The sequence below is a fragment of the Lonsdalea britannica genome (assembly GCF_003515985.1).
Classification (GTDB): Bacteria; Pseudomonadota; Gammaproteobacteria; order Enterobacterales; family Enterobacteriaceae; genus Lonsdalea; species Lonsdalea britannica.
In genome coordinates this window covers 98,059-121,505 of sequence record NZ_CP023009.1, presented here as the reverse complement: position 1 = coordinate 121,505, position 23,447 = coordinate 98,059, and the positions used below count along the sequence as shown (strand labels likewise).

Here is a 23,447-nt window from a genome sequence, read left to right as displayed (position 1 = left end):
GTTTCTCCTTAAACCACTCTGGCGAAGTGTTTCAGCTGATGGTCGTCAATCACCATACCGTCGAAAATTTCAATCTGTCGCAAGGCCCGGGCCGCTGAACGCGGGTCATGGGTCACCATGCAGATGGTTGAGCCGGCCTGATGGAGCTGATCGAACAACGACATCACGGCATCGGCATTACGCGAATCCAGGTTACCGGTCGGTTCATCCGCCAGCAGCAGGGATGGGTTGCCGACGATGGCGCGCGCCACCGCGACGCGCTGCTGCTGTCCGCCGGAAAGCTGGGAAGGGTAGTGTCTTCCCCGGTGTTTCATGTCCACTTTTTCCAGCGCGGCATCCGCCATGGCTTTCATTTGCTTGTTGCTGATGCCCTTGCGGTAGGTCAGCGGCAGCATGACGTTTTCGTCGACGGTAAGATCGCTGATCAGGTTAAAGGACTGAAAGACGAAACCTATCTCAAGGTTACGAATTTCCGCCTGCTGCTTGGCGGTCAGCGCATTGACGTTATGACCGTTAATCACATATTCGCCCTCCGTGGCCTTGTCCAGTAATCCGAGGATAGACAAGAGCGTGGACTTTCCACATCCCGACGGGCCGGAAATAGAAACATAATCCCCTTGGTTGATCGTGAAGCTCACATCACTCAGAGCATGAGTTTCCATTTCCTCAGTAAAAAACACTTTTTTGATGTTTTTAAGCTCGACAACTGCTGACATACAAGAATCCTTTATTAGCGAGTGATGCTTATTTGATCGACGTGTTCCCAGGATTGATAGCTCGACAAAATGATGTGATCCGACGCTACCAGCCCTGACGAGATAGCAATTTCATTTGCCGATCCCATCCCAAAGGTCACGGGTACTTTTACCGCACTTTTACCATCTGCTGCGAGCTTATACACGATCCCAGGCGTATTGCTCTGGGCGTACATCGGCCGCGGCGCGTAAATCACATCTTTCAGGTTCGCGACCTGCACGCGACCTTCGATACTGAGGTCCGGCCGCGCTTCGTTGGGCAGCGGTTCCGTGAACTCGACGTCAACCTGCACCGTGCCATTGATGACGGCAGGATCGATGCGGGACACTCTGCCGTGGATCTGGTTGGTGTGAGTATTGATCAGCACGGATTGATCGAGCGCGACGTCTCGGATCTGGCGCTCAGGCACTTTTAATTCGGCGATGAGCTGATCCTTACGCGCAACGCGAGCGAGGCTAAATCCATTGGTGATGTGTTGTCCCACTTCAATATTGGTGACCTGAATAATACCGGCTTCGCTCGCTTTTACCGTCAAAGAACGTATCTGCGTTTCCGCCCGCGCCAACATATTTTTCAATTTGCTGAGCCGTGCGTCGTCCGCTTCTTTGTTTTCCTTTTGCACGACGGCCAGTTTTTCAAGCTGCTCTTTCGTGTACATCAGGCTTTGCCGGGTTTGTTCGGTCGCGAGCTTTGAGCGATGCAGGACCAGAAGGGGGACTGAGCCGTCGTTACGCTTATTCAGCATTTCGGCGACATCATATTCGAGTTTGGCGTGGCGGTACTCTTGTTCCGCTTTGACGATAGCGATTTTGGCGGCCAGATAAGCGCTCTCCTGCTGGCCCCGCAGCGCTTTATTTTCGGCTTCCTTCGCGCCGATCTCCCACCGCAGTTCTTCCGTGGTCTGAATCAGCTCCGGATTGACCAGCACGGCGATAACGTCTCCAGGCTCTACGGCGGCGCCGGGTTTGACTTTCACTGACTCGACGATGCCGTCGATATTCGATGATATCCAGGTCGCATTGCGCGGAGCCAAAATGCCATTGCCCTGAACCTCGATCGTCATGTCGCCTTGTTTAACCTGACCAATCAATACGTTGGAGGCTCTTACTTCAAAACCGCTCGGATCAAAACTGATCAACAAATACCCAGCAATAAGCACGCACAACGCGCTCCCTGCGATTAAAAAGGGTTTGAGACGTCCCTTCTTAATTGTTCTTTTAATATCCATTTCGACATACTCATTCCAATAAACTCGGGCTTATAAAGCATGTTTTATGCCAATTTTTAACTTATTGATTAATATGATTTTTTGTTTTGTTGGTTTTTAATAATTCTCACTTTTGGGATTAAGTTAACGCTTTAAGTTAAAAATGGGACAGTAAGATAGGTGATTGAAATATGTGATTAACTTTAGGCTTGATTAAGAATTCGTCGCTAAATGGGGGAGGCGGGGCCATCGTCGTGGCGGTATTGCCGACCGGCATTAGCGTGTTTCGCCCCGGCATCAGGTCAGAAATAGTCAGCGTCGTTGGATATCATTGACGTCAGGAAAGGATCGATCGGGAAAGCGTTGAAGGGTATCGCTGTCGCACCGAGCGTCCGGAGAGGTCATGTCTGATGATGTTTGCTTCGACGCCTTCCACCCAAAATGGACGGGAGGCGTCGTGGTTTGGGGAATTAAAAATCCCAGTCCTCGTCTTCCGTTTCGACGGCTTTGCCGATGACATACGATGAGCCGGAGCCGGAGAAGAAGTCGTGGTTCTCGTCGGCGTTCGGCGACAGCGCCGCCAGGATTGCCGGATTGACGTCCGTCATGCTGGCGGGGAACAGCGGCTCATAGCCGAGATTCATCAGCGACTTATTGGCGTTGTAATGCAGGAATTTCTTCACGTCTTCCGTCAGGCCCACCTCGTCATACAACGCCGCGGTATAGTCGACCTCGTTGTCGTACAGATCTTGCAGCAACTCGTAGGTGTACGCCTTGATCTGCGCCTGACGGGCGGCATCCACACGTTTGAGTCCCTGCTGGAACTTGTAGCCGATGTAGTAGCCGTGGACCGCCTCATCGCGAATGATCAGCCGGATAAGATCCGCCGTGTTGGTCAAACGCGCGCGGCTGGCCCAGTACATCGGGAGATAGAAGCCGGAGTAGAACAGGAACGATTCCAGAAACACGCTGGCGACTTTCTTCATCAGCGGATCGTCGTGCTCGTAGTGTTTCAGGATCAGGGCGGCCTTGTTTTGCAGCGCCTCGTTTTGTTCGCTCCACAAATAGGCGTCGTCCACCTCGCGGGTTTGGCACAGCGTGGAGAAAATCGCGCTGTACGAACGGGCGTGCACGGCTTCCATAAAGCAGACGTTGGACAGCACCGCCTCTTCGTGCGGCGTGATGGCGTCTTGCATCAGCGACGGCGCGCCGCGCGTGTTTTGCAGGGTGTCCAGCAGCGTCAGGCCGGTGAATACCCGAATCGTCAGCTGCCGCTCTTGAGCGGTGAATTGCGCCCAGGAAGGAATGTCGTTCGACAGCGGAATTTTTTCCGGCAGCCAGAAGTTGGCGGTCAGTCGATTCCAGACCTCCAGATCTTTGTCATCCTGCGGTCGGTTCCAGTTAATCGCCCGCAGCGGGGGAAGTTTGCTCATAGCGTCAGTTCCGTCAATAAAATCACAATGCGCAGGATACGCAGCCTTCAATCTCAGTGCCTTCCAGCGCCATCTGACGCACCCGGATGTAGTAGAGGGTTTTAATCCCCTGTTTCCAGGCATAAATCTGCGCCTTGTTGATGTCGCGGGTCGTGGCGGTATCCGGGAAGAACAGCGTTAACGATAGCCCCTGATCCACATGCTGGGTCGCCACCGCATAGGTATCGATAATTTTCTGCGGGCCGATGTCGTAGGCGTCCTGATACAGCGGCAGGTTCTCATTGGTCATGAACGGCGCCGGATAGTACACCCGTCCGATTTTGCCTTCTTTACGGATTTCAATGCGCGACACGATGGGATGAATGCTGGCCGTGGCGTGGTTGATGTAAGAGATGGAGCCGGTGGGCGGGATCGCCTGTAGGTTCTGGTTATACAGACCGTGCGCGATCACGCGGTCCCGCAACTGCTGCCAGTCTTCACGGTTCGGCAGGTGAATGCCGTTGCCTTTGAACAGCGCGCGGACTTTCTCCGTGGCGGGCCGCCACTCCTGCTGAAGATACTTGTCAAAGAACGCGCCGCTAGCGTAAGTCGAGCGCTCAAAGCCTTTGAAGGTTTCCTGCCGCTCGATAGCCAGCTGGTTAGAGGCGCGCAGCGCATGATAGGCCACGGTGTAGAAGTACATGTTGGTGAAATCCAACGCTTCTTCCGAACCGTAGTACATGCCTTCCCGTGCCAGATAGCCGTGCAGGTTCATTTGGCCGAGGCCGATGGCGTGTGAGTCTGCGTTACCTTTCGCGATGGAGGGAACCGCGTTGAGCTGGCTCATATCGGAGACGGCGGTCAGTCCGCGCACGGCGAACTCCACGGCACGGCCGATATCCTTGCCGTCCATCACATTGGCGATGTTCAAAGAACCGAGGTTGCAGGAAATGTCCTTCCCGATCTTCCGATAAGTCAGATCCTCTTCGTACTCGCTTGCCTGATTGACCTGCAGGATCTCCGAACACAGGTTGCTCATGTTGATGTGGCCGTGGATCGGGTTGGCCCGATTGACCGTGTCTTCGAACATCATGTACGGGTAGCCGGATTCGAACTGGATCTCGGCCAGCGTTTGGAAGAACTGACGCGCGCTGATGGTCCATTTGCGGATCGACGGGTTGTCGATCATCTCCTGATATTTTTCGCTGATGGCGATTTCCGACAGCGGCTGACCATAAACCCGCTGAACATCGTAAGGAGAGAACAGGTGCATCTCTTTGTTTTCACGCGCCAGATGGAGCGTGATATCCGGGATCACCACGCCGAGCGACAGCGTTTTTATCCGAATTTTTTCGTCCGCGTTTTCCCGCTTGGTATCGAGGAAGCGCAAGATATCGGGGTGGTGAGCGCTCAGATAGACCGCGCCCGCGCCCTGACGCGCGCCGAGCTGGTTGGCATAAGAAAAGGCGTCTTCCAGCATTTTCATCACCGGGATGATGCCCGATGACTGATTCTCGATACGTTTGATAGGCGCGCCGGTTTCGCGGATGTTGCTCAGCGTGAATGCGACGCCGCCGCCGCGTTTGGATAGCTGCAACGCGGAGTTCACGGCCCGGCCGATGGACTCCATGTTATCTTCGATGCGCAGCAGGAAGCACGAAACCAGCTCGCCGCGCTGCTGCTTGCCGCAGTTGAGGAACGTCGGCGTCGCGGGCTGGAAACGCCCGGTCATCATCTCATCGACCAGGGCGCTCGCCAGCGTCTCATCGCCGCGCGCCAGCGTCAGCGCGACCATGCAGACCCGGTCCTCAAACCCTTCCAGATAGCGTTTGCCGTCAAAGCTTTTCAGCGCGTAGCTGGTGTAAAACTTGAATGCGCCGACGAACGTTTTGAAACGAAACTCGTGGCCGTAAGCCTGTTGAAACAGCGCTTTGATAAAACCGGCATCGTACTGGGCCAACACGTTGGCTTCGTAGTAATTCTCATCCTGCAGGGAGGCCAGCTTGTCTTCCAGCGTGGCGAAGCGCTGCGTTTTGGGCGCGACATGCTGCGCGAGATACTGACTGATGGCCTGCTGATCCTGCTCCAGCTGAATCCGGCCGTCGGCATCGTAAATGTTAAGCATGGCGTTGAGTGCATGGTAGTCGAGCCCGCTGTCGAGGGGCCGCGTCATCACTGGTTCTGCTGTAGCCAAAGGTTGACTCCTTTACGCACGTTTTCCACATCTTCAGGCATACCGGACAGTTCGAAGCGGTACAGGCAGGGCACCTGGCATTTGCGCGCGATAATGTCTCCCGCAATACCGTAGGCTTCACCGAAGTTGCGGTTGCCTGCGGCGATGACGCCCCGAAGAAGATGCCGATGGGAAGGGTTGTTGAGAAAGTGGATCACCTGACGCGGCACTGCGCCAATCACCGTGCCGCCGCCATAGCTGGGAACCACCAAAATATAGGGTTGCGTGACCTCTTCCATCACCGCGCTCGGTCGAATGGGGATACGGATGGCCGGGAGTCCCACTTGGTCGATGAAACGACGCGTGTTCTCTGACTGGCTGGAGAAATAGATCAACAACGGATTCATGAATTGGCCTCAGACGGCAATGGCACGCAGCGCATGAATTTTGTCGGGGCGAAAGCCGCTCCAGTGTTCCTGTCCGGCCACGACCACCGGCGCCTGCTGGTGACCCAGCGAGCGGACGTAGGCCAGCGCCTGCGCGTCCTGAGTCAGATCGATTTTATTATAGCCAATCTGGTGTTTGTCGAGCGCTCGACAGGTGGCATCGCACTGCGGGCAGTTGGATTTGCTGTAAACAGTAATGCTCATGATTCGTATTCACCTCTAGGCGCAAAAAAGGGGGGCGAAACGCCCGATGGAGACGGTCTGCCGCGGTGGCACACGTGATGTCGTCTTCTGAAAGGTAATACTAGATATAGTGGTGAAAAATATCAACCACGCAATATATGGGATTTTTAAGGAAGCTAAGCACAAGAAAAGCCTAAGGGCAGGCGCCCTTAGGCTTGGCGGTCACATGGCGGGGATGTTTCTGCCGTAATAAATTTCCTGCATTTCGCGATACAGCAGATCGGTAATCCGCTGATGCTCTTCCGGACTCAGCGCATCCGGGCTGGCGTTGAACAGGTAGTGCTTCAGATCGAAATCTTTCAGCAGCATTTTAGTGTGGAAAATATTTTCCTGGTAAACGTTCACATCCATCAGGTGATACAGCGACTTCATATCATCCGACATAAAGTTTTGTATTGAATTGATTTTATGGTCGATGAAGTGTTTAACGCCGTTCACATCGCGGGTAAATCCGCGCACGCGATAGTCGATAGTCACGATATCCGATTCCAGCTGATGGATCAGATAGTTAAGCGCCTTAAGCGGGGAAATGACGCCGCAGGTCGACACTTCGATATCGGCACGGAATGTACACAACCCGCCTTCCGGATGACTTTCCGGGTAGGTGTGCACGCAGATATGGCTTTTGTCCAAATGGGCTACGACCGAATTCGGCAGCGGGCCGGGATGTTCGGAGGTATCCACGTCACGCGGATCTACGGGTTCCTCGCTGACCAAGATGGTCACGCTCGCGCCCTGCGGCTCATAATCCTGGCGGGCTATGTTCAGGACGTTGGCGCCGATAATAGAACAGGTTTCGGTCAGGATTTCTGTCAAACGGTTCGCGTTATATTGCTCGTCGATGTAGGCAATATAACCATCGCGATCGGCTGGCGTTTTGGCATAACAGATATCGTAGATACAAAAACTCAGGCTCTTGGTCAGATTGTTAAAGCCATGTAGTTTCAGCTTTTGCAATTTAATTCACCCCCTTATGGATGCGAGTCTCAGCGCGCGGCTGACAACGCATTCAGTAAATACTGCGGCAGGGCAAAGCTGCCGACGTGGATGGCCGGATTGTAGTAGCGGCAGTCGATTCCCGTCGCGGCGAAACGTTCCTGCAGACTTTCCGGGCTCAGTTGGCGTAAGGCTGGGTTGTTGCTCGCCCAGGCGAAGGTCATGATCCCGCCGTAATAGGTGGGGATCGCCGCCTGATAGAAGCTGACGTCGCTAAAGTAGTGGCTCAGCTTGTTGTGGCTGGTGACCGCCTCATCCTGCTGGAGGAAACAAACGCCGTTTTGCGCCACGAAAATACCGCCGTCGTTCAGGCAGCGTGCGCAACCTTCATAGAAATCGGAGGTAAACAGGCTTTCTCCGGGACCTATCGGGTCAGTGCAGTCGGAGATAATGACGTCGAATTTGTCCTGGCAGGCTTTAACGAAGTTCACGCCGTCGTCGATGACCAGACGGAAACGCGGATCGTCATAGGCGCCTGCGCTGTGGTTCGGCAGGTACTGACCGCAGAACTCCACTACGCCGGCGTCGATTTCGACCATCGTGATCTGTTCAACGCCGCGATGACGACAGACTTCGCGCAGCATCCCGCCGTCGCCGCCGCCAATAATCAGTACGCGTTTGGCATTGCCATGCGCCAGCAGGGGCACGTGAGTCAGCATCTCATGATAGATAAACTCGTCACGTTCGGTGGTCTGCACCACGCCATCCAGCGCCATCACTCGTCCCAGCGCGGCGTTTTCGAAAATAATCAGGTCCTGATGGTCGGTCTTTTCGTGATAGAGCACGTTGTCTACAGCAAAGTACTGACCGAAGTTGGCATGGAGTGTTTCATACCAAATTTCTTTCTGGGACATGTTAGTGCTTCCTCCGCGATAACAGCCATGAAAATTGGCGCGCTATGATAGCTAACTCTTATTAGGCTTGCACGGTCAAATTTCACGCAGCGCGGAGGATTTGGACAATTACTGGGTATTCGCCAGCAGACTGAGCGAATTTCGTGCCAGTGACTGGCATTTTTTTTGGGTGGGGATGGCGATACCGCTCAAATCGCGATAGCTGGATTCGCCCAGGGTGATCATGTCGTAGGTGTTGTAGTTGCTCAAATCCCAGCGGTTTTGCTGAGCAAATCCTACCAGCGCGCGGCGAATTTGTTCATTGGGCAGATCCTGGTAGCCACAGTTATTTTTCAGATACACGAAAATAGCCGTCAGATCGGCCAGATCTTCGGCTTCGAATTCGTTAAGTGCTTTACTGGCGGAGGAGACACTCAACAGACTTAGCAAGAGTAGCGCCAGTGCGGATTTTTTCATGATTAGACCTGTTTCATACTACCGTTGGTGAGACGTTACCACAGTTATTATCGCGGATTCCAAGTTTTATTATGCGGTTAAGCGCTCCTTTGCCTACCACGATCCACCGTGTTAAGTAGGCCTTGACGGACCGCCAAGGCTAAGTATTGACCAATAGCCGGATTACCGCCTTTTTCTCGCAGATTGATTTCATGACGACTGAGTTATGCTCTGTTATTAATAGTGTTATCTGAAACTTTCTCTATGCTTTTACCTATGAATCTCAGTATCTGGCGCGTCAGTAGCGGGTGGTTGGCGGGGATGCTGCTGTTTCCTGTATGGGCGGTGGCTGTGCTGGCCGTGGTTGAACCGGGCATGAGCATGGCTTCCCTGTGGGCGATGTTGCCGCGCTATGGGATAAATACCCTGACGATTATGGCGGAGAGCGCGGCAATCAGTTTATTGCTGGCGCTTCCGTTCGCCCTGATCATGGCCCACTACCGTTTCCGGGGACAGCGCTGGCTGCACCTGGCGCTCCTGCTGCCGTTGGCCATGCCGTCCTATCTGCTGGCGGCCGTGTATGGCGAACTACTGGAGTTCGGCGGTCCGGTCCGGCAAACCTTCTATGCGCTTTCCTTCGCCAGCCTGTCAGGTTGGGGCTTCGACTGGAGCCCGCCGCTGCGTCAACTGAGTTGCAGCCTGTGTCTGGCGTTGGCGCTGTTTCCCTATCTCTACCTGCTGTTGCGCGCCACGCTGATGAGCCTGCCGGAAGGCATGATGCAATCCGGTCGGTTGCAGTGTCCCTCCGCGCTGCGCATGTTTTTTCGCGTTCGTTTTCCTTTGGTTCGCCCGACGCTGTGGCTGGGTCTGGCTGTCGTGGCGTTGGAAGCCGTGTCGGATTACGGAGCGGCGAATTATTTTTCGGTGCCGACGCTGACGACCATCAGCATGGATTTCTGGCGCGATAAGGCCCAGTTCGGGACGGCGGCGCGTATGGCGCTGGTGCTTCTGCCGTTGATCGTGCTGCTGGGCGCGATAGCGCGTCACGGTCGTCTCTGGCAAGTCCGTTACCAACGCCCCGCATCGCTTTATCCGGCCGAGCGGCCGGAGTCGCCGATTTGGCTCCGCCGCATCACGCTGTCGGCCGGTTGGGGGCTGGTGCTGCTGGCGTTCGGCGTGCCGCTGTTGTGGCTGGCGCATCACTGGCTGACGACGACGGTCACCATCTGGACGCTGCCGCTATTGCTGGCGACCATCAACAGCGTACTGGCGGCTTCGTGCGCGATGCTGATTTCGCTGGGGCTGGCGATGTTGTATCTGTTCGATAAGCGGACCGCGGACAATCCTGCGTTTCGGCATCCGCTGCGCTGGCTGGGGTTTAATCGTGTGCTGCCGGGGAGCCTGGCGGGCATGGGCGTGCTGGTGGCGCTGATGCTGTTCGATTCGCGCGGCATGCCGTTGGCGATGGGCGTTTTGTCCGGATCGGTACTGATGTTGATCCTGGTCTATAGTTTGCGAGGCGCCAGTCTCATTATCGCCCCGCTGCACCAGCAGTTGCGTCAGCTGCCGCCCGGGATGAACGCGATGAGTCGAACGCTGGGCTATTCCACGGCGCAAAACGTGTGGCTGAACGTCTTTCCGTCTGTCCGCGGAACGCTACTCGTCGGCGCGCTGCTGGTTTGGAGCGAAAGCCTGCGAGAGCTGAACGCTTCGCTGCTGCTGCAGCGCGTCAACGTCGATACTCTGTCGACCTATGTGTTCGGCTTTGTCGAATCCGACCAACTGGCATGGGCCGCCGCGCCGGCGTTTCTGCTGGTGTTGCTCGGCGTGCCGCCGTTATTCGGACTTCATCGTCTGCTACAGAGGGAAGGATAAATTCCGCATGACCATGCCTGATATCTTGTCGGTGCGCGAACTGCACTGCGGCTACCCATCTCGTCCCATCCTGGACGGCATCACTTTTTCCATTCATGAAAGCGAACTGGTTTGTCTGCTGGCGGAAAGCGGGGAGGGCAAGAGTACGTTGCTCAAGGCCATCACCGGGCTGATTGCGCCGACGCAGGGCCAGATTGTGCTGGCGGGAACGCCCGTCAACGGCGAGCCTCCTTCTTCCCAGTCTGTCGGGATGGTGTTTCAGGATGACGCATTGTTCCCGCATCTGACCGTGAGGGAAAACGTCCGCTTTGGGATGCAGCACATCCCCGGCGAAGCGTCCCGTCGTGTACTGGAGGAGTCGCTGGCGCTGATGGGCGTGACGGATATCGCGCAGCGTTACCCGCATGAATTGTCGAAAGAGCAGTGCCTGCGCGGCGCGCTGGCCCGTACGCTGGCCTGTCGTCCCTCGCTGCTGCTGCTGGATGCTGCGTTTACCGGGATAGACAGCCAGCATCGTTACCCGTTGCTGACGCAGCTACGCCGGCTGTTGAAACAACACCATATCGCGGCCCTGTTCGTGACCACCGAGAGAGAAGACGCCTTTGCCTTCGCCGACCATTTGATGCTGATGCGCAAGGGCCATCTGGTTCAGCAGGGCGTATCCGCCGACTTGTACTATCGACCGGTGAACCGCTACACCGCGGACTTCATGGGCTACGGCAATTATCTGCCGGTGAAGATTACCGGTGACAAAGACTGGAAGAGCTTTCTGGGCGAGCATCATGCGGCGCGTTCGCTGGGGCTGGAGTCGGGGATGATGCGAGACTGGTTGGTGCGTCCGCAGGAAATCGCGCTGGCGCTGGACCCGGAAGGCGCGGCAGTGATCGAGGATCGCCTATTTCTGGGAACGAATAACCTATATCGGGTGAGAGTGGGGGATGATGTGCTACAGGTCCAGACCAATAACTGGTTTGAGCCTGACCAGCCGGTCAGACTCAGTATTCGTACCGAACAACCGGTCTTTTTTCCTCATCAAGAAGGCAAGACCGTGATTACAGGCCCGGCGGCCTAGGCACTTCGATGTAATCGCCTTCAACGGTGTGGCGGTAATAGCGTCCGTCTTTGACGTAAAAACGTTCGCCGTTGACGTCCAATACCGTCATCGTGTTCGTGGTCTCAACGTTATCCGGGTTGTCGACCACGACATAGCCTTCCTGATCCGGACGATAAAATATGCCGTTCAGTACGTAGTAAGTCAGTCCGGCGATCAGCACGGTTTCGACTCCTGGCGGCAGATGGTCGTAGTGAAAACCGGGACCCGGCCCCGGGCCATGATCGTGACCATGCCACCTATCCGGGCCGCCAGGCGCGGCAAAGGCCGCTGGCATGAGGCTCAGCACTGCGAAAGCTGTCACTAATCTTTTCATACGAAATTCCTGTGTTGCCATGGGACGATCACATAAACCTTAGCAGGTTTACTTATCCGCAGCGCCTTTTTGCGGTGCGGGCGGAACTTCACGCACGCTCACGCTGACTTCATAGGTCTTACCGTTGCCGGCAGCAGGGACGTTGGAAACCAGTTTGTTCACGCCTGCGACGGGATCGTTAGTCTGTAGAGAAGCCTGATACAACGCCGGCGGCATTGGGTGGAACGGCGGATGGTGCGGCATACGGTCATGGTCGTTATCGCCGTGGTCGTGGCCTTCCATCTGCGGCGCGCCCTGTTCCGGATGCGCAAAGGCGCTGGGCAGGGTAGCGAAAAGAGAGAAAGCGGCGATGGCGGCAGCGATGCCATAACGTTGGGTTAATGTTTTCATAAATGCACCTCTTCAGTAGGGGGTAGCCCTATATAAGGGCATTCTCCGTCTGAGGGGCAACCCGCTTTACCCAGCTTTATACGGGCATAACACAATCCTGATTATTTTGTGCAAACGTTGCGGTCAACGCAGTTTTTTTAGCGATATTCCTACGATTGGACAGTACCTTAGCAGCCCGCTTTGGGCGCTGAACATGAAAGCGCCTGTTAGTGGAAGGGGGCTTTTGCTATACTCCGCGGCCATATCTTCTGGTGCGCACAGGTCGCGTATTCAGCATCGGGGTATGGCCTGCGAGGCGATACAGAACACATCCTTTCAATGAGTTTTCAATATGATGAAACACACCGTCGACGTCATGATCTCCGAGCAGGACATCAAGGCGCGTGTAGCCGAACTCGGTCGCCAAATCAGCGCGCATTACCAGAACAGCCAGAGCGACATGGTGCTAGTGGGATTATTGCGCGGCTCGTTCATCTTCATGGCGGACCTGTGCCGGACGTTGGAAGTGTCTCACGAAGTCGATTTCATGACGGCGTCGAGCTACGGCAATAGCATGAACTCTACGCGTGACGTGAAGATTCTGAAGGATCTGGACGAAGACATTCGCGGAAAAGATGTGCTGATCGTGGAAGATATCATCGACTCAGGCAACACCCTGAGCCGAGTACGAGAAATCCTGCAGCTGCGCGAACCGAAGTCCCTCGCCATCTGCACGCTGTTGGATAAACCGTCGCGTCGTGAAGTTGAAGTGCCCGTCGAATGGGTTGGCTTCTCAATCGAAGACGAATTCGTGGTGGGTTACGGCATCGACTACGCGCAGCACTATCGTCACCTGCCGTACGTCGGCAAGGTCGTGCCGGAGTAAACTTCCCCATTGATCCGAAAGGCAGAATAAAAGAGCCGCGCCACCTGCGAACGATGAGCGCGGCTTTTGACTTCGATTAGTCTACCCGGGAAGATGACAGCAGTGAGGACATCGTACGGCGGTAGCGCTGTTCCAGCGATTCGCGACTGGTGGCGGTGACTTCCAGATCGCTTAGCCGACCGTCCTGAATACCGTAGACCCAGCCGTGAATCATCACCTTCTGGCCCCGTTTCCAGGCGGACTGCATGATCGTGGAGTGGCCGAGGTTATAAACCTGCTCTACCACGTTGAGCTCACACAGCTTGTTGAAGCGCTCTTCGGGAGGCAATTCTCCCAGCAGAGAGCTATGCTTGTACCACAGATCGCGGATGTGCAGCAGCCAGTTATTAATCAGCCCCAGTTCGGGGTTTTCCACCGCCGCCTGTACGCCGCCGCAGCCGTAGTGACCGCAGATGATGATGTGTTCTACCTCTAACACTTCGACCGCATACTGCACGACCGACAGGCAGTTCAAATCGGTATGGATCACCAGGTTGGCGACGTTGCGGTGAACAAAGAGCTCTCCCGGCTCCAGGCTGGTCAGGCTCTCCGCGGGAACCCGACTGTCCGAACATCCAATCCATAGAAAACGCGGGCGCTGCGCCTGAGCTAATCGTTCAAAATAACCCGGATCTTCCTTCACCATCTTTTCGGACCAATTCTGGTTATTAGCGATAAGCGTTTCGATTGTTTTCATGAAAGTAAATGACCTGTAACAACAAATGGCAGTGGAGTTAATATAGAGCAATCACTGGGGTTTTAACATTGAAAACTGACGTACACACTGACAATAAGGCATCCTTTTTCTTATGACGTATGCACTGGAACTAGCGAAATTAAGCAAGACCTACCCAGGAGGAGTCAAAGCGCTGCGAGGGATTGATTTACAGGTTGAGGCCGGCGACTTTTATGCGTTGCTGGGACCGAACGGCGCGGGGAAATCTACTACCATCGGCATTATCAGCTCATTGGTGAACAAGACCTCAGGCAAAGTTAACGTCTTTGGTTACGACATCGACCAGGACATCGTCAACGCCAAACGCCAGCTGGGTCTGGTGCCGCAGGAATTCAACTTCAACCCGTTTGAAACGGTCTATCAGATTGTGACGCATCAGGCGGGTTACTACGGCGTCGATCGTAAAACGGCGCAGCAACGCGCCGAAAAATACCTTAACCAGCTCGATCTGTGGGGCAAACGCAATGAGCGGGCGCGCATGTTGTCCGGCGGCATGAAGCGGCGTCTGATGATCGCCCGCGCCCTGATGCATGAACCCAAATTACTGATCCTCGACGAACCGACGGCAGGGGTGGATATCGAACTGCGCCGGTCTATGTGGGGGTTCCTGAAGGAGCTGAACGGTCAGGGCACCACCATTATTCTGACCACGCACTACCTCGAAGAAGCCGAAATGCTGTGCCGCAATATCGGCATTATCCAGAACGGCCTGCTGGTGGAAAACACCTCAATGAAGCAACTGCTCTCCAAACTGCAATCGGAAACCTTCATTCTCGATCTGGCGTCCAAGAGCGCCTTGCCTCGTCTGGACGGCTATCAGCATCGGCTGGTGGATACGACGACGCTGGAGGTCGACGTGAAACGGGATCAGGGGCTGAACGGCGTATTCAGTCAACTGAGCGCGCAGGGCATTCAAATACTGAGCATGCGCAACAAGGCTAACCGGTTGGAAGAGCTATTCGTCAGTCTGGTTAACCATCATGGAGAACATGCCAACGAGGAGAAAGCATGAGCAGGTTGTATTGGGTCGCATTGCAGAGTATCTGGACGAAAGAAGTGAATCGTTTTGCCCGTATTTGGGTGCAAACGCTCGTGCCGCCGGTCATTACCATGACGCTCTATTTCATTATTTTCGGCAACCTCATCGGCGCGCGCATCGGCGAAATGCATGGCTTCACCTACATGCAGTTCATCGTTCCCGGTCTTATCATGATGTCAGTGATTACTAACGCCTACGCCAACGTCGCGTCGTCGTTCTTTAGCGCGAAATTCCAGCGCAACATCGAAGAACTGCTGGTAGCGCCGGTGCCGACGCACATCATCATCGCCGGATATATCGGCGGCGGAATGGCGCGCGGGATCTGCGTGGGCATTCTGGTGACCGCCGTGTCGCTGTTCTTCGTTCCGTTACAGGTGCATGCCTGGTGGATGATTGTGGTGACGCTGTTGCTAACCGCGATACTGTTTTCGCTGGCCGGTCTGTTGAACGCGGTGTACGCCAAAACCTTTGACGACATCAGCCTGATCCCGACCTTTGTGCTGACGCCGCTGACTTACCTCGGCGGGGTCTTTTATTCGCTCACGCTGCTACCGCCGTTTTGGCAGTCCGTCTCCCAGCTGAACCCGATCGTGTACATGATCAGCGGTTTCCGCTACGGCTTCCTCGGGATCAACGACGTTTCACTGACGTTGACGCTCGGCGTGCTGGTGATCTTTATCGTCGCGTTTTATGCGGTGGCGTGGTGGCTCATCGAGCAGGGTCGCGGCCTGCGCGGCTAATGTGTCCGCCCCCTTCGGGGGGCGTTTTTGATTATCGGCATCAACAAGTCAATTCCCTATGCACTTTCAATCCAGGACGGCCGCGTTAGGTATCGGTCTGGCGCTTCTGGCGTTGCTGACCGGCGCAGAGGCATTATCGCGCTACGCTGAACCGTCTTCCGAATATCGAACGCTCATCCACGACAGCAATGTCTACGCCTCGATTGGCGACAGCATGACTATCGTCGCGGAAATCAAACGCGGCGAAGTGGTCCGGGTACGTCCCGGCACCGAAGAGCGCGATGCGATCGCTTTCGGCTTCGGCTCTGGCTTCATCGATAAACATGCGCTCGGCGACTCAGCCGACGCCCCCTCGGCACCCGAGGGGCCGCTGACGCCTTGCCCCCGACGTAATCTCATCACGCCGAGGGCGGTGACGCTCTACACGGCGCCGGATGACGACAGCCCGACGATGGGCGTGATGGCGGGCAACCTGCGCTATCCTATCGCCGGACAACGACATGACCGCTTCAATCATCTCTGGTATGAAATCAGCCTGGGCGATCGGCCTGCGTTTGTCAGAGCGCGGGACAGTGAACAGGACAACGGTATTCCGGTGCTGACCTATCACTATCTCCTGACCGACGCCGAGAACACGCGGTTTTTGCATACCTCGACGACGACGTCCGACGACGCATTCAACCGCCAGATGGCCTACCTGAAAGAAGCTGGTTACACGACGCTTTCGCTGTATCAGCTGGAGGATTACCTGCATAACCGCATCAATCTGCCGGGCAGGGCGGTGGTGCTAACGTTTGACGATGGCCTCAAGTCCGTGTGTCGCTACGCCTATCCGCTGCTTAAGCAGTATGGATTTCACGCCACCGCCTTCATCATCACTTCGCGCATCAAGCGCCATCCGCAGCCGTGGGACCCGAACTCGCTGCAGTTTATGAGCAGCAGTGAACTCCGGCAGATTGCCGATGTGTTCGACTTCCAGTCACATACCCATTTTCTGCATCGACTGGGTCCCGCGCGTCGCCCGGTTTTATTGAGTCGCACGCTGCGTAATATCGAGCTGGATTTCGAGCATACGCGGCGTGCGTTGTCACCGTTTAACGCTCAGGTGTGGTATTTGTCCTATCCGTTCGGCGGCTACTCCCCGACAGCGGTTCAGGCGGCGAAGGACGCGGGCTTTCATATGGCGTTGACGACGAAACAGGGAAAGGTACTGCCGGGGGACAATCCGTTCGCGCTGAAAAGACTGTTCATATTGCGCACGGACTCGATTGAGACGATGGCGGCGCGGCTGGCCAACTAGTGGACGGTTTGGGCGGTAAAACAGCGCCGCAGACACGGCGCCATGGGGGATCAGGCTAACTGCACCGGAATGGCTTTCGCCGTACGCTGAAGTTCGTTTTTGTCGTTGAAATAGGCGACTTTCGGGTGATGCGTGCGGGCCTGTTCGTCCGACATCTGCACGTAAGAGCAGATGATCATGCGGTCGCCGACGCAGGCGCAGCGCGCGGCCGCGCCGTTGACGGAAATGATGCGCGATCCGCGCTCGGCGGCGATGGCGTAGGTGGAAAAACGCTGACCGTTGTCCACGTTGTAAAGATCGATGGCTTCATATTCCAAAATGCCCGCGGCTTCCATGAAGTCGAGGTCGATGGCGCAAGAGCCTTCGTAGTGTAAGTCGGCCTGAGTCACTTTGACCCGGTGCAGTTTGCCTTGCAGCATAGTTCTTATCATTAGCGAATACCGGGTGTCGATTATGCGGTGAGATCAACCTGCAGGTTATCGATAAGCCGCGCTTTTCCGAGCCAGGCGGCCATCAGAATTACGCCGCGGGCGCTGTCAGTCGTCAGCGGATGCAGCGAGTCCGCGTCGCGGATAAACAGTTCATCCGGCGTAAAGCCCGCGTTGCGCAGCGCTTCCTCCGCCCGGCCCAGAATTTCGTCAATTTGCCGGTTGCCGGTCGCCAGTTCTTCCGCGATGGCGTGCATAATGCGCGGCAGCTGAGGCGCGATCTTGCGCTCTTCGGGCGTGAGGTAACCGTTGCGGGAGCTGAGCGCCAGCCCGTCCTGAGCGCGGACAATCGGTACGCCCACGATACTGATGTCGTAGCCCATATCCGCCACCATCTGACGAATGAGCGCCAACTGCTGATAATCTTTTTCGCCGAAGCAGGCGACATCCGGCTGTACCAGATTGAACAGTTTGCTGACCACCGTGGCGACGCCGCGGAAATGGCCGGGACGGCTGGCGCCCTCCAGCATCTGCGACAGACCGGGGACTTCGACAAACGTTTGCTGCTCAATCCCGGCGGGATAGATGTCCTGCGCTGCCGGAGCGAACACCAGATCGGCCCCGCGTTGGGTCAGGCGCTCGCAGTCTTCTTGCAGCGTACGCGGGTAGCGATCCAGATCGTCCGCGCGTTCGAACTGCATTGGGTTGACGAAAATGCTGACGATAACGATATCGGCGCTCGCCTTGGCGGCGTCAACCAGCGCCATATGGCCGTCATGCAGATTCCCCATGGTGGGAACCAGCGCCACTCTTTTCCCTTCCTGCTGCCAGCGTCGGACTTCGCGCCGTAGCAAAAGGGGCGTTTCGATAATTAACACTCCGCTTCTCCTGCGTTAGTGAAAGGCGTGCTGGTCGTCAGGGTACAATCCCTGCTCTACTTCCTGCACGTAAAGGCGAATGGCCGAGGGGATATCGTCCGCCAGGGCCAAAAAGTTTTTGGCAAAGCTCGGCGTCTGCTCGCCGCTGATACCTAATGCGTCGTGCATCACCAGAATTTGTCCGTCCGTCACGTTGCCCGCGCCGATGCCGATCACCGGGATTGTCAGCGCTTCGGTGATGCGTTGGGCCAGCTCGACCGGTACGCACTCCAGCACCATCATTTGAGCACCGGCTCGCTCCAGCGCCATCGCGTCTTCCAGCAGACGTTCTGCGGCGCTTTCTTCGCGTCCCTGCACCTTATAGCCGCCGAAGATATTGACCGACTGCGGCGTCAGCCCCAGATGACCGCACACGGGGACGGCGCGGTCCGTCAGCATCTGCACGGTAGGCACCAGCCAACTGCCTCCCTCGATTTTCACCATGTTAGCGCCTGCGCGCATCAATTCGGCGGCTTGCTGACAGGCCTGCTCCGGCGTGGCGCAGCCCATAAACGGAATGTCGGAGAGCAGCAGACACAGCGGCGCGCCGCGTCGGACACAACGGGTATGATAGACCATATCTTCAAGCGTCACGGGGATCGTGGAGTCGTTTCCCTGCACGGTCATGCCCAGAGAGTCGCCCACCAGCATGACTTTGATGCCTTGTTCGTAGAACTGGCGGGCAAAGCTGGCGTCGTAGGCCGTGATGGTGGCGAACTTTTTGCGGGCCTGTTTCCACTTTCGCAAATGGGTTAACGTCGTTGGTTTCATGGCGGCCTTCCTGAATAAAATGAGGATGAGAAAAGGGGGCAGCGATACTCCACTGAAAACGGCGAGGCAGCGGATGCTTTATTGATGGCAACGATTACTGCGCCGCGTGATCCCACAGGGTGAGTCCGTTGGACGGCACGCACGCCAGGCGATCGACCAGCGATTCTCCGTCGGGGAAAATCAGCGACGGGGCAATGTCGGCCAGTGGATACAGCATGAATTCGCGGTTTTTCATATCGTAGTGGGGAACGGTGAGGCGGTCGGTATTGATCGCTTCATTACCGAACAGCAGGATGTCCAGATCGAGCGTGCGTGGACCCCAGCGATGGGCCTTACGGACGCGTCCTTGTTCCTGCTCGATGCGTTGCGTCTGATCCAGCAGCGCTTCCGCTTCAAGCTCGGTGTGAAGCTCCGCCACTGCATTGAGGTAATCCGGTTGGTCTTGCGGGCCCAGCGGGCGACTGCGGTAGAAAGGCGAGCAGCACACCAGCCGGGTAAGCGGTAACGCGTCCAGCGCCGCCAGCGCGGCATGTACCTGTTGTAACGGCTGCGACAAGTTGCTGCCGAGCGCCAGATACACGCGCGTCATTATTGCTGACCTCGGCGCGGCGCGGCGGGGCGCTTACGCGGACGGCGAGAGCGGCGGTGCGGCGTCGGGCCGTCATCCAGCGAGCTCAGTAATACCTGCTGCCGCGGCGGCGCGGCGACCTGGAATTCGCCCCACCACTGCGCCAGGCGCTGCAGTTCCGGCTGATGTTCGATCTCGGCGCGCAGGCACAACAAATCGTAAGCCGCACGGAACTTAGGATGTTCCATCAGTTTGAAGGCGCGTTTGCCCTGACGACGAGACAGGCGCAGCTGCAACTGCCAGATATCGCGGATCAGCGAAGTAATGCGTTTAGGAATGGACAGCGATCGGCACTGTTCGTCGAGCACGTCGTTCATCGCCAGCGCAAAGGCTTCGAAATAGGCCAGACCGCTTTCCTGCGCCAGCTTCTGGGCATGCTCGATCAGCGGATACCACAGCATCGCGGCGAACAGGAAGGCCGGGTTAACGCGCATGTTGTTCTGAATACGCTGGTCGGTGTTTTTCAGCACCTGCACGATCATCCGCTCCATCGCGGTGTCGCCCGTGTCGGTGAAGTTACGGCTAATCAGCGGGAACAGCGGCTGGAACAGCTGGTATTCGCACAGCAGTTCATAGGTGGGATGGCCATAGCCTGCCTGCAGCAGCTTCAGCGACTCTTCGAACAGGCGCGCTGGCGGGATATCGTGCAGCAGCGAGGCCAGACGCGGGATTGGCTCGGCGGATTCGGGGCTGATGGTCATGTCCAGCTTGGCGGCGAAACGTACCGCGCGCAGCATCCGCACCGGGTCTTCGCGGTAGCGTTTTTCTGGCTCGCCGATCAGGCGAATGATTCGCTGATTCAGGTCGCTAAGCCCGTTGGTATAGTCGCGAACAGTGAAGTCGGCGCTGCTGTAATAGAGGCTGTTGATGGAAAAGTCGCGGCGTTGGGCGTCTTCTTCCACCGAGCCGAAAATATTGTCGCGTAGCAGCATGCCGTTCTGCCCCTGTTGGGACGTGTTTTTCAGCAGCTGTTCCTGATGCTGTTCGTGGTGGCCGCGGAATGTGGCGACCTCAATCACTTCAGGACCGAACATGACGTGCGCCAGACGGAACCGGCGTCCTACCAGACGGCAGTTGCGGAAGAGCTTGCGTACCTGTTCCGGCGTGGCGTTGGTGGTGATATCAAAATCTTTGGGCTTTTTGCCTAGCAGCAAATCACGTACGCCGCCGCCGACCAGATAAGCCTCATAGCCTGACTTGTTCAGGCGGTAAAGTACTTTCAGGGCATTATCGCTAATGTCACTGCGTGAAATAGTATGTTGGTCACGCGGAATGACCGTCATGGACTCGCGCGGTGCTGAGGAAGCGCCGGACTCGTTCTCACGGTTCAGTACCTTACGACAGAAATTAGCTACTCGGGTAAAGATAATACACCTCGATAATGATGAAAAATGAACGGCCCAACCAAAAAATAGCGGCTAATCATAGCTCACCCTCAGCACTTTGAGAATGCCGTTGTGATTTCGGGCAGCGGAATGGCCGCTTCCGTCGATATTGTCGCCAGCGACCAGTGGGTCTCAGCCCAGTTGAGAAGTTCCGACAGAGTAAGGTCCCGCCAGCTTTCCGGCAAGGGCTGGCGCAGAAACGCGAGCGCCTGCGCCAACGTCGGCCGCGGATCGCTTTGCGGCAGCGGCGGGGCATGATTTTGTTTGGACAACTTTTTGCCTGCCGCATCCAGCGCCAGCGGCAGATGAATATAGTCCGGCGCGTCCCACTGGAGCTGTCGAAACAGCGACAGCTGGCGCACGGTCGGCTCAATCAGGTCCGCGCCGCGTACAATTTCCGTCACGCCCTGATCGCGATCGTCTACGACGACCGCCAAATTATAGGCGAACAGGCCATCGCGGCGGTGAATGATGAAGTCTTCTCGCGCCAGCGCCGGGTCGGCGTCCAGCCAGCCGCGTAGCCGGTCTTGGAAGCGCATTACCGGACAGCTTTGCGTCAGCCGTAGCGCGGCGTTATCCGCTCCGCGCTCCAGCATACGACAGTGGCCGTCGTAACGGCCGCCGAGACGCTGGATGCGACGGCGCGTGCAGGTGCAATAGTAGCAGCGTCCCTGTTGTTTGAGGTCGTCGAGGATCTGGCGGTAGCGGTCGTGGCGCTGCGACTGGTAAACGATGTCGCCGTCCCAATGAAGGCCATAGTGCTCTAGCTGGCGCAAAATACGCGAGGCCGCGCCGGGGACTTCTCGTGGGGGATCGATATCTTCGATGCGAACCAGCCAACGTCCCCCGCAGGCACGCGCCTGCAGGTAGCTGCCGAGAGCGGCTATCAGGGAACCAAAATGCAGATCGCCGGACGGAGAAGGGGCAAAACGCCCGACGTAATGATTATCTTGATGTAATGCGGACATACTACTGCGAGAGCGTCATGTCGATGGACGTCATATAAAGAAACGGGAAGGCCGAAGCCTTCCCGTTCAGGAATAGATTATCCTGCCATTTGTTTTTCGCGTATTTCCGCCAGCGTTTTGCAGTCGATGCAAAGGTCAGCGGTCGGACGGGCTTCCAGACGACGGATACCAATCTCGACACCGCAAGAGTCGCAGAAGCCGAAGTCTTCGTCTTCGATTTTTTGCAGCGTCTTGGAGATCTTCTTGATCAGCTTACGTTCGCGGTCGCGGTTACGCAGTTCCAGGCTGAATTCTTCTTCCTGGGCCGCGCGGTCAACGGGGTCTGGGAAGTTAGCAGCTTCATCCTGCATGTGTGATACGGTGCGATCAACTTCGCCCCGTAGCTGGTTGCGCCATGCATCAAGGATGCGCTTGAAATGCGCCAGCTGAGCGTCGTTCATGTATTCTTCGCCCGGCTTTTCCTGGTATGGCTCCACTCCGGCAATCGCGAGGATGCTCAGAGAGGATGTCTTACGGTTTTGCCCTTCTTGCATGTTGCTTCTCCTACATAACACGACACGCAGTATCGATCCCCGAGGGGAAAAAACAGGCCGCTATAAATAACAGATGGACGTTAGGTTGGCAATCATTCCTGACACCGGCCTGATAAAGTGTGAGGAAGCGTTGAATTCATCCGTAAACATAACGTATCACGCTATTCGCGCATTGCCGCCATGTTATCGAATGGTAACGGGCCATTGACTGTCATCCCTTCCGCAGCAAGATGGGTCCCGTAACAGAGAATTTCAACCCCCAGATGCTGTGCCTGCCATAATAATTCGGCATAACGTTTATCTATGTGGCCGGCAGGAGAGACCCGGTTGATGCCGGAATGCATCACGGCGAAAAAGAGTACAGCGCGCGCTCCGCTGGCCGCCATGTACTGTAGTTCACGTAAATGCTTTTGTCCTCTCAGCGTCACCGCATCAGGAAAATAACCACACGCATGTTGCAACAATGTGACTGATTTGACCTCAATATAGCAGTCGGCTTTGTCCTCTGCCCGCAGAAGAAAATCAATGCGGCTGCCCTCTTCGCCATAGCGCACCTCGCCCTTCAGCGCGTCGTAGCCGTTCAGTTCCGGAATTTTCTGCGCCAATATCGCCTCACGGACGACCTGGTTGGCGCGCAGCGTATTGACGCACAGGAGATCGCCGGTCTGCGTCTCGGTGAGTTCCCAGGTACAGGGATAGCGGCGTTTGGGATTATCGGAAGTGGCGTACCAGACGGTGTCGCCCGGCGTGGCGCAGCCGGTCATCGCGCCCGTGTTTGGGCAGTGGATTGTCATGACATCGCCTTCGGGCGTGATCACATCAGCCAGAAAGCGTTTATAGCGTTTAATCAGCGTTGCGGGCTGCAACGGGGGCGAAAACTGCAT

26 protein-coding genes are annotated in these 23,447 nt (G+C 56.3%); 6 read left to right on the top strand and 20 right to left on the bottom strand.

Going from position 1 to position 23,447, the window contains the following annotated elements:
- Positions 1-8: 8 nt before the first annotated feature.
- The 9 genes from CKQ53_RS00620 to CKQ53_RS00580 all read right to left on the bottom strand — a co-directional run bounded on the left by CKQ53_RS00620 (position 9) and on the right by CKQ53_RS00580 (position 8,543).
- Positions 9-716, bottom strand: a complete 708-nt coding sequence (locus CKQ53_RS00620) for an ABC transporter ATP-binding protein (protein WP_085651190.1) — start codon at positions 714-716, stop codon at positions 9-11.
- A gap of 14 nt (positions 717-730) precedes the next feature.
- The gene (locus CKQ53_RS00615) at positions 731-1,915 is read right to left on the bottom strand and encodes an efflux RND transporter periplasmic adaptor subunit (protein WP_162896318.1); all 1,185 of its coding nucleotides are present in this window, start codon (positions 1,913-1,915) and stop codon (positions 731-733) included.
- Between the two features lie 518 nt (positions 1,916-2,433).
- Complete coding sequence (gene nrdF, locus CKQ53_RS00610; protein WP_094118350.1) at positions 2,434-3,396, bottom strand: class 1b ribonucleoside-diphosphate reductase subunit beta; 963 nt, start codon at positions 3,394-3,396, stop codon at positions 2,434-2,436.
- Between the two features lie 22 nt (positions 3,397-3,418).
- Positions 3,419-5,548, bottom strand: coding sequence for a class 1b ribonucleoside-diphosphate reductase subunit alpha (gene nrdE, locus CKQ53_RS00605; protein WP_176223478.1), 2,130 nt, complete (start codon positions 5,546-5,548; stop codon positions 3,419-3,421).
- Positions 5,548-5,955 carry a class Ib ribonucleoside-diphosphate reductase assembly flavoprotein NrdI gene (gene nrdI / locus CKQ53_RS00600; protein WP_085651194.1) on the bottom strand — a complete coding sequence of 136 codons (408 nt, stop codon included), beginning with the start codon at positions 5,953-5,955 and terminating at the stop codon, positions 5,548-5,550. The genes nrdE and nrdI overlap by 1 nt, the downstream gene beginning before the upstream one ends.
- A 9-nt stretch (positions 5,956-5,964) precedes the next feature.
- A complete protein-coding gene (gene nrdH, locus CKQ53_RS00595; RefSeq protein ID WP_085651195.1) occupies positions 5,965-6,198 on the bottom strand; it encodes a glutaredoxin-like protein NrdH in 234 nt (77 codons plus the stop codon).
- Between the two features lie 201 nt (positions 6,199-6,399).
- Positions 6,400-7,194, bottom strand: a complete 795-nt coding sequence (gene speD, locus CKQ53_RS00590; protein ID WP_085651196.1) for an adenosylmethionine decarboxylase — start codon at positions 7,192-7,194, stop codon at positions 6,400-6,402.
- A 29-nt stretch (positions 7,195-7,223) separates the two neighbouring features.
- On the bottom strand, positions 7,224-8,087 hold the full coding sequence (gene speE, locus CKQ53_RS00585) for a polyamine aminopropyltransferase (protein ID WP_085651197.1): 864 nt from the start codon (positions 8,085-8,087) through the stop codon (positions 7,224-7,226).
- Positions 8,088-8,195: 108 nt separating this feature from the next.
- A complete protein-coding gene (locus CKQ53_RS00580; protein ID WP_085651198.1) occupies positions 8,196-8,543 on the bottom strand; it encodes a YacC family pilotin-like protein in 348 nt (115 codons plus the stop codon).
- Positions 8,544-8,798: 255 nt separating this feature from the next.
- Between CKQ53_RS00580 and CKQ53_RS00575 the strand changes: the two genes are divergently transcribed.
- Together CKQ53_RS00575 and CKQ53_RS00570 are read left to right on the top strand one after the other, a co-directional pair.
- Positions 8,799-10,397, top strand: coding sequence for an ABC transporter permease (locus CKQ53_RS00575; RefSeq protein ID WP_162896317.1), 1,599 nt, complete (start codon positions 8,799-8,801; stop codon positions 10,395-10,397).
- A 7-nt stretch (positions 10,398-10,404) separates the two neighbouring features.
- Positions 10,405-11,469, top strand: a complete 1,065-nt coding sequence (locus CKQ53_RS00570) for an ABC transporter ATP-binding protein (RefSeq protein WP_118894531.1) — start codon at positions 10,405-10,407, stop codon at positions 11,467-11,469.
- Here CKQ53_RS00570 and CKQ53_RS00565 read toward each other — a convergent pair.
- Together CKQ53_RS00565 and CKQ53_RS00560 are read right to left on the bottom strand one after the other, a co-directional pair.
- Complete coding sequence (locus CKQ53_RS00565; protein WP_085651201.1) at positions 11,450-11,824, bottom strand: DUF6515 family protein; 375 nt, start codon at positions 11,822-11,824, stop codon at positions 11,450-11,452. The two genes, CKQ53_RS00570 and CKQ53_RS00565, sit on opposite strands and share 20 nt — an antisense overlap.
- A gap of 48 nt (positions 11,825-11,872) precedes the next feature.
- Complete coding sequence (locus CKQ53_RS00560; protein ID WP_085651202.1) at positions 11,873-12,214, bottom strand: hypothetical protein; 342 nt, start codon at positions 12,212-12,214, stop codon at positions 11,873-11,875.
- Between the two features lie 334 nt (positions 12,215-12,548).
- Here CKQ53_RS00560 and hpt point away from each other — a divergent pair, with 334 nt between their 5' ends.
- Entirely contained in the window at positions 12,549-13,079 is a 531-nt protein-coding gene (gene hpt / locus CKQ53_RS00555; RefSeq protein ID WP_085651240.1) for a hypoxanthine phosphoribosyltransferase, read from the top strand.
- 76 nt (positions 13,080-13,155) lie between these two features.
- On the opposite strand, the gene can is transcribed toward hpt, so the two are convergent.
- A complete protein-coding gene (can, locus tag CKQ53_RS00550; protein ID WP_085651203.1) occupies positions 13,156-13,815 on the bottom strand; it encodes a carbonate dehydratase in 660 nt (219 codons plus the stop codon).
- 112 nt (positions 13,816-13,927) lie between these two features.
- Between can and CKQ53_RS00545 the strand changes: the two genes are divergently transcribed.
- The 3 genes from CKQ53_RS00545 to CKQ53_RS00535 are packed head-to-tail and all read left to right on the top strand — an operon-like array spanning position 13,928 to position 16,933.
- Positions 13,928-14,866 (top strand): ABC transporter ATP-binding protein, encoded by a 939-nt coding sequence (locus CKQ53_RS00545; protein WP_094118346.1) that lies wholly within the window; start codon positions 13,928-13,930, stop codon positions 14,864-14,866.
- Positions 14,863-15,633, top strand: coding sequence for an ABC transporter permease (locus tag CKQ53_RS00540; protein ID WP_094118345.1), 771 nt, complete (start codon positions 14,863-14,865; stop codon positions 15,631-15,633). Before CKQ53_RS00545 ends, CKQ53_RS00540 begins: the two co-directional genes overlap by 4 nt.
- A gap of 58 nt (positions 15,634-15,691) precedes the next feature.
- The gene (locus CKQ53_RS00535; protein ID WP_094118344.1) at positions 15,692-16,933 is read left to right on the top strand and encodes a polysaccharide deacetylase family protein; all 1,242 of its coding nucleotides are present in this window, start codon (positions 15,692-15,694) and stop codon (positions 16,931-16,933) included.
- Positions 16,934-16,983: 50 nt separating this feature from the next.
- Here the strand turns inward: CKQ53_RS00535 and panD are convergent, their stop codons facing one another.
- The 8 genes from panD to sfsA all read right to left on the bottom strand — a co-directional run bounded on the left by panD (position 16,984) and on the right by sfsA (position 23,447).
- Positions 16,984-17,364, bottom strand: coding sequence for an aspartate 1-decarboxylase (gene panD, locus CKQ53_RS00530; protein WP_094118343.1), 381 nt, complete (start codon positions 17,362-17,364; stop codon positions 16,984-16,986).
- 20 nt (positions 17,365-17,384) lie between these two features.
- Positions 17,385-18,239 carry a pantoate--beta-alanine ligase gene (gene panC, locus CKQ53_RS00525; protein WP_085651208.1) on the bottom strand — a complete coding sequence of 285 codons (855 nt, stop codon included), beginning with the start codon at positions 18,237-18,239 and terminating at the stop codon, positions 17,385-17,387.
- Positions 18,240-18,254: 15 nt separating this feature from the next.
- Entirely contained in the window at positions 18,255-19,049 is a 795-nt protein-coding gene (gene panB, locus CKQ53_RS00520) for a 3-methyl-2-oxobutanoate hydroxymethyltransferase (protein ID WP_094118342.1), read from the bottom strand.
- Positions 19,050-19,143: 94 nt separating this feature from the next.
- Positions 19,144-19,638, bottom strand: coding sequence for a 2-amino-4-hydroxy-6-hydroxymethyldihydropteridine diphosphokinase (folK, locus tag CKQ53_RS00515; protein ID WP_085651210.1), 495 nt, complete (start codon positions 19,636-19,638; stop codon positions 19,144-19,146).
- Entirely contained in the window at positions 19,638-21,044 is a 1,407-nt protein-coding gene (pcnB, locus tag CKQ53_RS00510) for a polynucleotide adenylyltransferase PcnB (RefSeq protein ID WP_208640028.1), read from the bottom strand. The genes folK and pcnB overlap by 1 nt, the downstream gene beginning before the upstream one ends.
- Before the next feature lie 68 nt (positions 21,045-21,112).
- Entirely contained in the window at positions 21,113-22,030 is a 918-nt protein-coding gene (gene gluQRS, locus CKQ53_RS00505) for a tRNA glutamyl-Q(34) synthetase GluQRS (RefSeq protein ID WP_085651212.1), read from the bottom strand.
- 77 nt (positions 22,031-22,107) lie between these two features.
- Entirely contained in the window at positions 22,108-22,563 is a 456-nt protein-coding gene (gene dksA / locus CKQ53_RS00500) for an RNA polymerase-binding protein DksA (RefSeq protein ID WP_026741198.1), read from the bottom strand.
- A gap of 161 nt (positions 22,564-22,724) precedes the next feature.
- Positions 22,725-23,447 (bottom strand): DNA/RNA nuclease SfsA, encoded by a 723-nt coding sequence (gene sfsA, locus CKQ53_RS00490; RefSeq protein ID WP_085651213.1) that lies wholly within the window; start codon positions 23,445-23,447, stop codon positions 22,725-22,727.

Coding starts and splice junctions, on each gene's coding strand:
- CKQ53_RS00620 (WP_085651190.1), bottom strand. CDS start 716: ATGTCAGCAGTTGTCGAGCTTAAAAACATCAAAAAAGTGTTTTTTACT.
- nrdF (WP_094118350.1), bottom strand. CDS start 3,396: ATGAGCAAACTTCCCCCGCTGCGGGCGATTAACTGGAACCGACCGCAG.
- nrdE (WP_176223478.1), bottom strand. CDS start 5,548: ATGACGCGGCCCCTCGACAGCGGGCTCGACTACCATGCACTCAACGCC.
- nrdI (WP_085651194.1), bottom strand. CDS start 5,955: ATGAATCCGTTGTTGATCTATTTCTCCAGCCAGTCAGAGAACACGCGT.
- nrdH (WP_085651195.1), bottom strand. CDS start 6,198: ATGAGCATTACTGTTTACAGCAAATCCAACTGCCCGCAGTGCGATGCC.
- speE (WP_085651197.1), bottom strand. CDS start 8,087: ATGTCCCAGAAAGAAATTTGGTATGAAACACTCCATGCCAACTTCGGT.
- CKQ53_RS00580 (WP_085651198.1), bottom strand. CDS start 8,543: ATGAAAAAATCCGCACTGGCGCTACTCTTGCTAAGTCTGTTGAGTGTC.
- CKQ53_RS00575 (WP_162896317.1), top strand. CDS start 8,799: ATGAATCTCAGTATCTGGCGCGTCAGTAGCGGGTGGTTGGCGGGGATG.
- CKQ53_RS00570 (WP_118894531.1), top strand. CDS start 10,405: ATGACCATGCCTGATATCTTGTCGGTGCGCGAACTGCACTGCGGCTAC.
- CKQ53_RS00565 (WP_085651201.1), bottom strand. CDS start 11,824: ATGAAAAGATTAGTGACAGCTTTCGCAGTGCTGAGCCTCATGCCAGCG.
- CKQ53_RS00560 (WP_085651202.1), bottom strand. CDS start 12,214: ATGAAAACATTAACCCAACGTTATGGCATCGCTGCCGCCATCGCCGCT.
- hpt (WP_085651240.1), top strand. CDS start 12,549: ATGAAACACACCGTCGACGTCATGATCTCCGAGCAGGACATCAAGGCG.
- can (WP_085651203.1), bottom strand. CDS start 13,815: ATGAAAACAATCGAAACGCTTATCGCTAATAACCAGAATTGGTCCGAA.
- CKQ53_RS00545 (WP_094118346.1), top strand. CDS start 13,928: ATGACGTATGCACTGGAACTAGCGAAATTAAGCAAGACCTACCCAGGA.
- CKQ53_RS00540 (WP_094118345.1), top strand. CDS start 14,863: ATGAGCAGGTTGTATTGGGTCGCATTGCAGAGTATCTGGACGAAAGAA.
- CKQ53_RS00535 (WP_094118344.1), top strand. CDS start 15,692: ATGCACTTTCAATCCAGGACGGCCGCGTTAGGTATCGGTCTGGCGCTT.
- panD (WP_094118343.1), bottom strand. CDS start 17,364: ATGATAAGAACTATGCTGCAAGGCAAACTGCACCGGGTCAAAGTGACT.
- panB (WP_094118342.1), bottom strand. CDS start 19,049: ATGAAACCAACGACGTTAACCCATTTGCGAAAGTGGAAACAGGCCCGC.
- folK (WP_085651210.1), bottom strand. CDS start 19,638: ATGACGCGCGTGTATCTGGCGCTCGGCAGCAACTTGTCGCAGCCGTTA.
- gluQRS (WP_085651212.1), bottom strand. CDS start 22,030: ATGTCCGCATTACATCAAGATAATCATTACGTCGGGCGTTTTGCCCCT.
- dksA (WP_026741198.1), bottom strand. CDS start 22,563: ATGCAAGAAGGGCAAAACCGTAAGACATCCTCTCTGAGCATCCTCGCG.
- sfsA (WP_085651213.1), bottom strand. CDS start 23,447: ATGCAGTTTTCGCCCCCGTTGCAGCCCGCAACGCTGATTAAACGCTAT.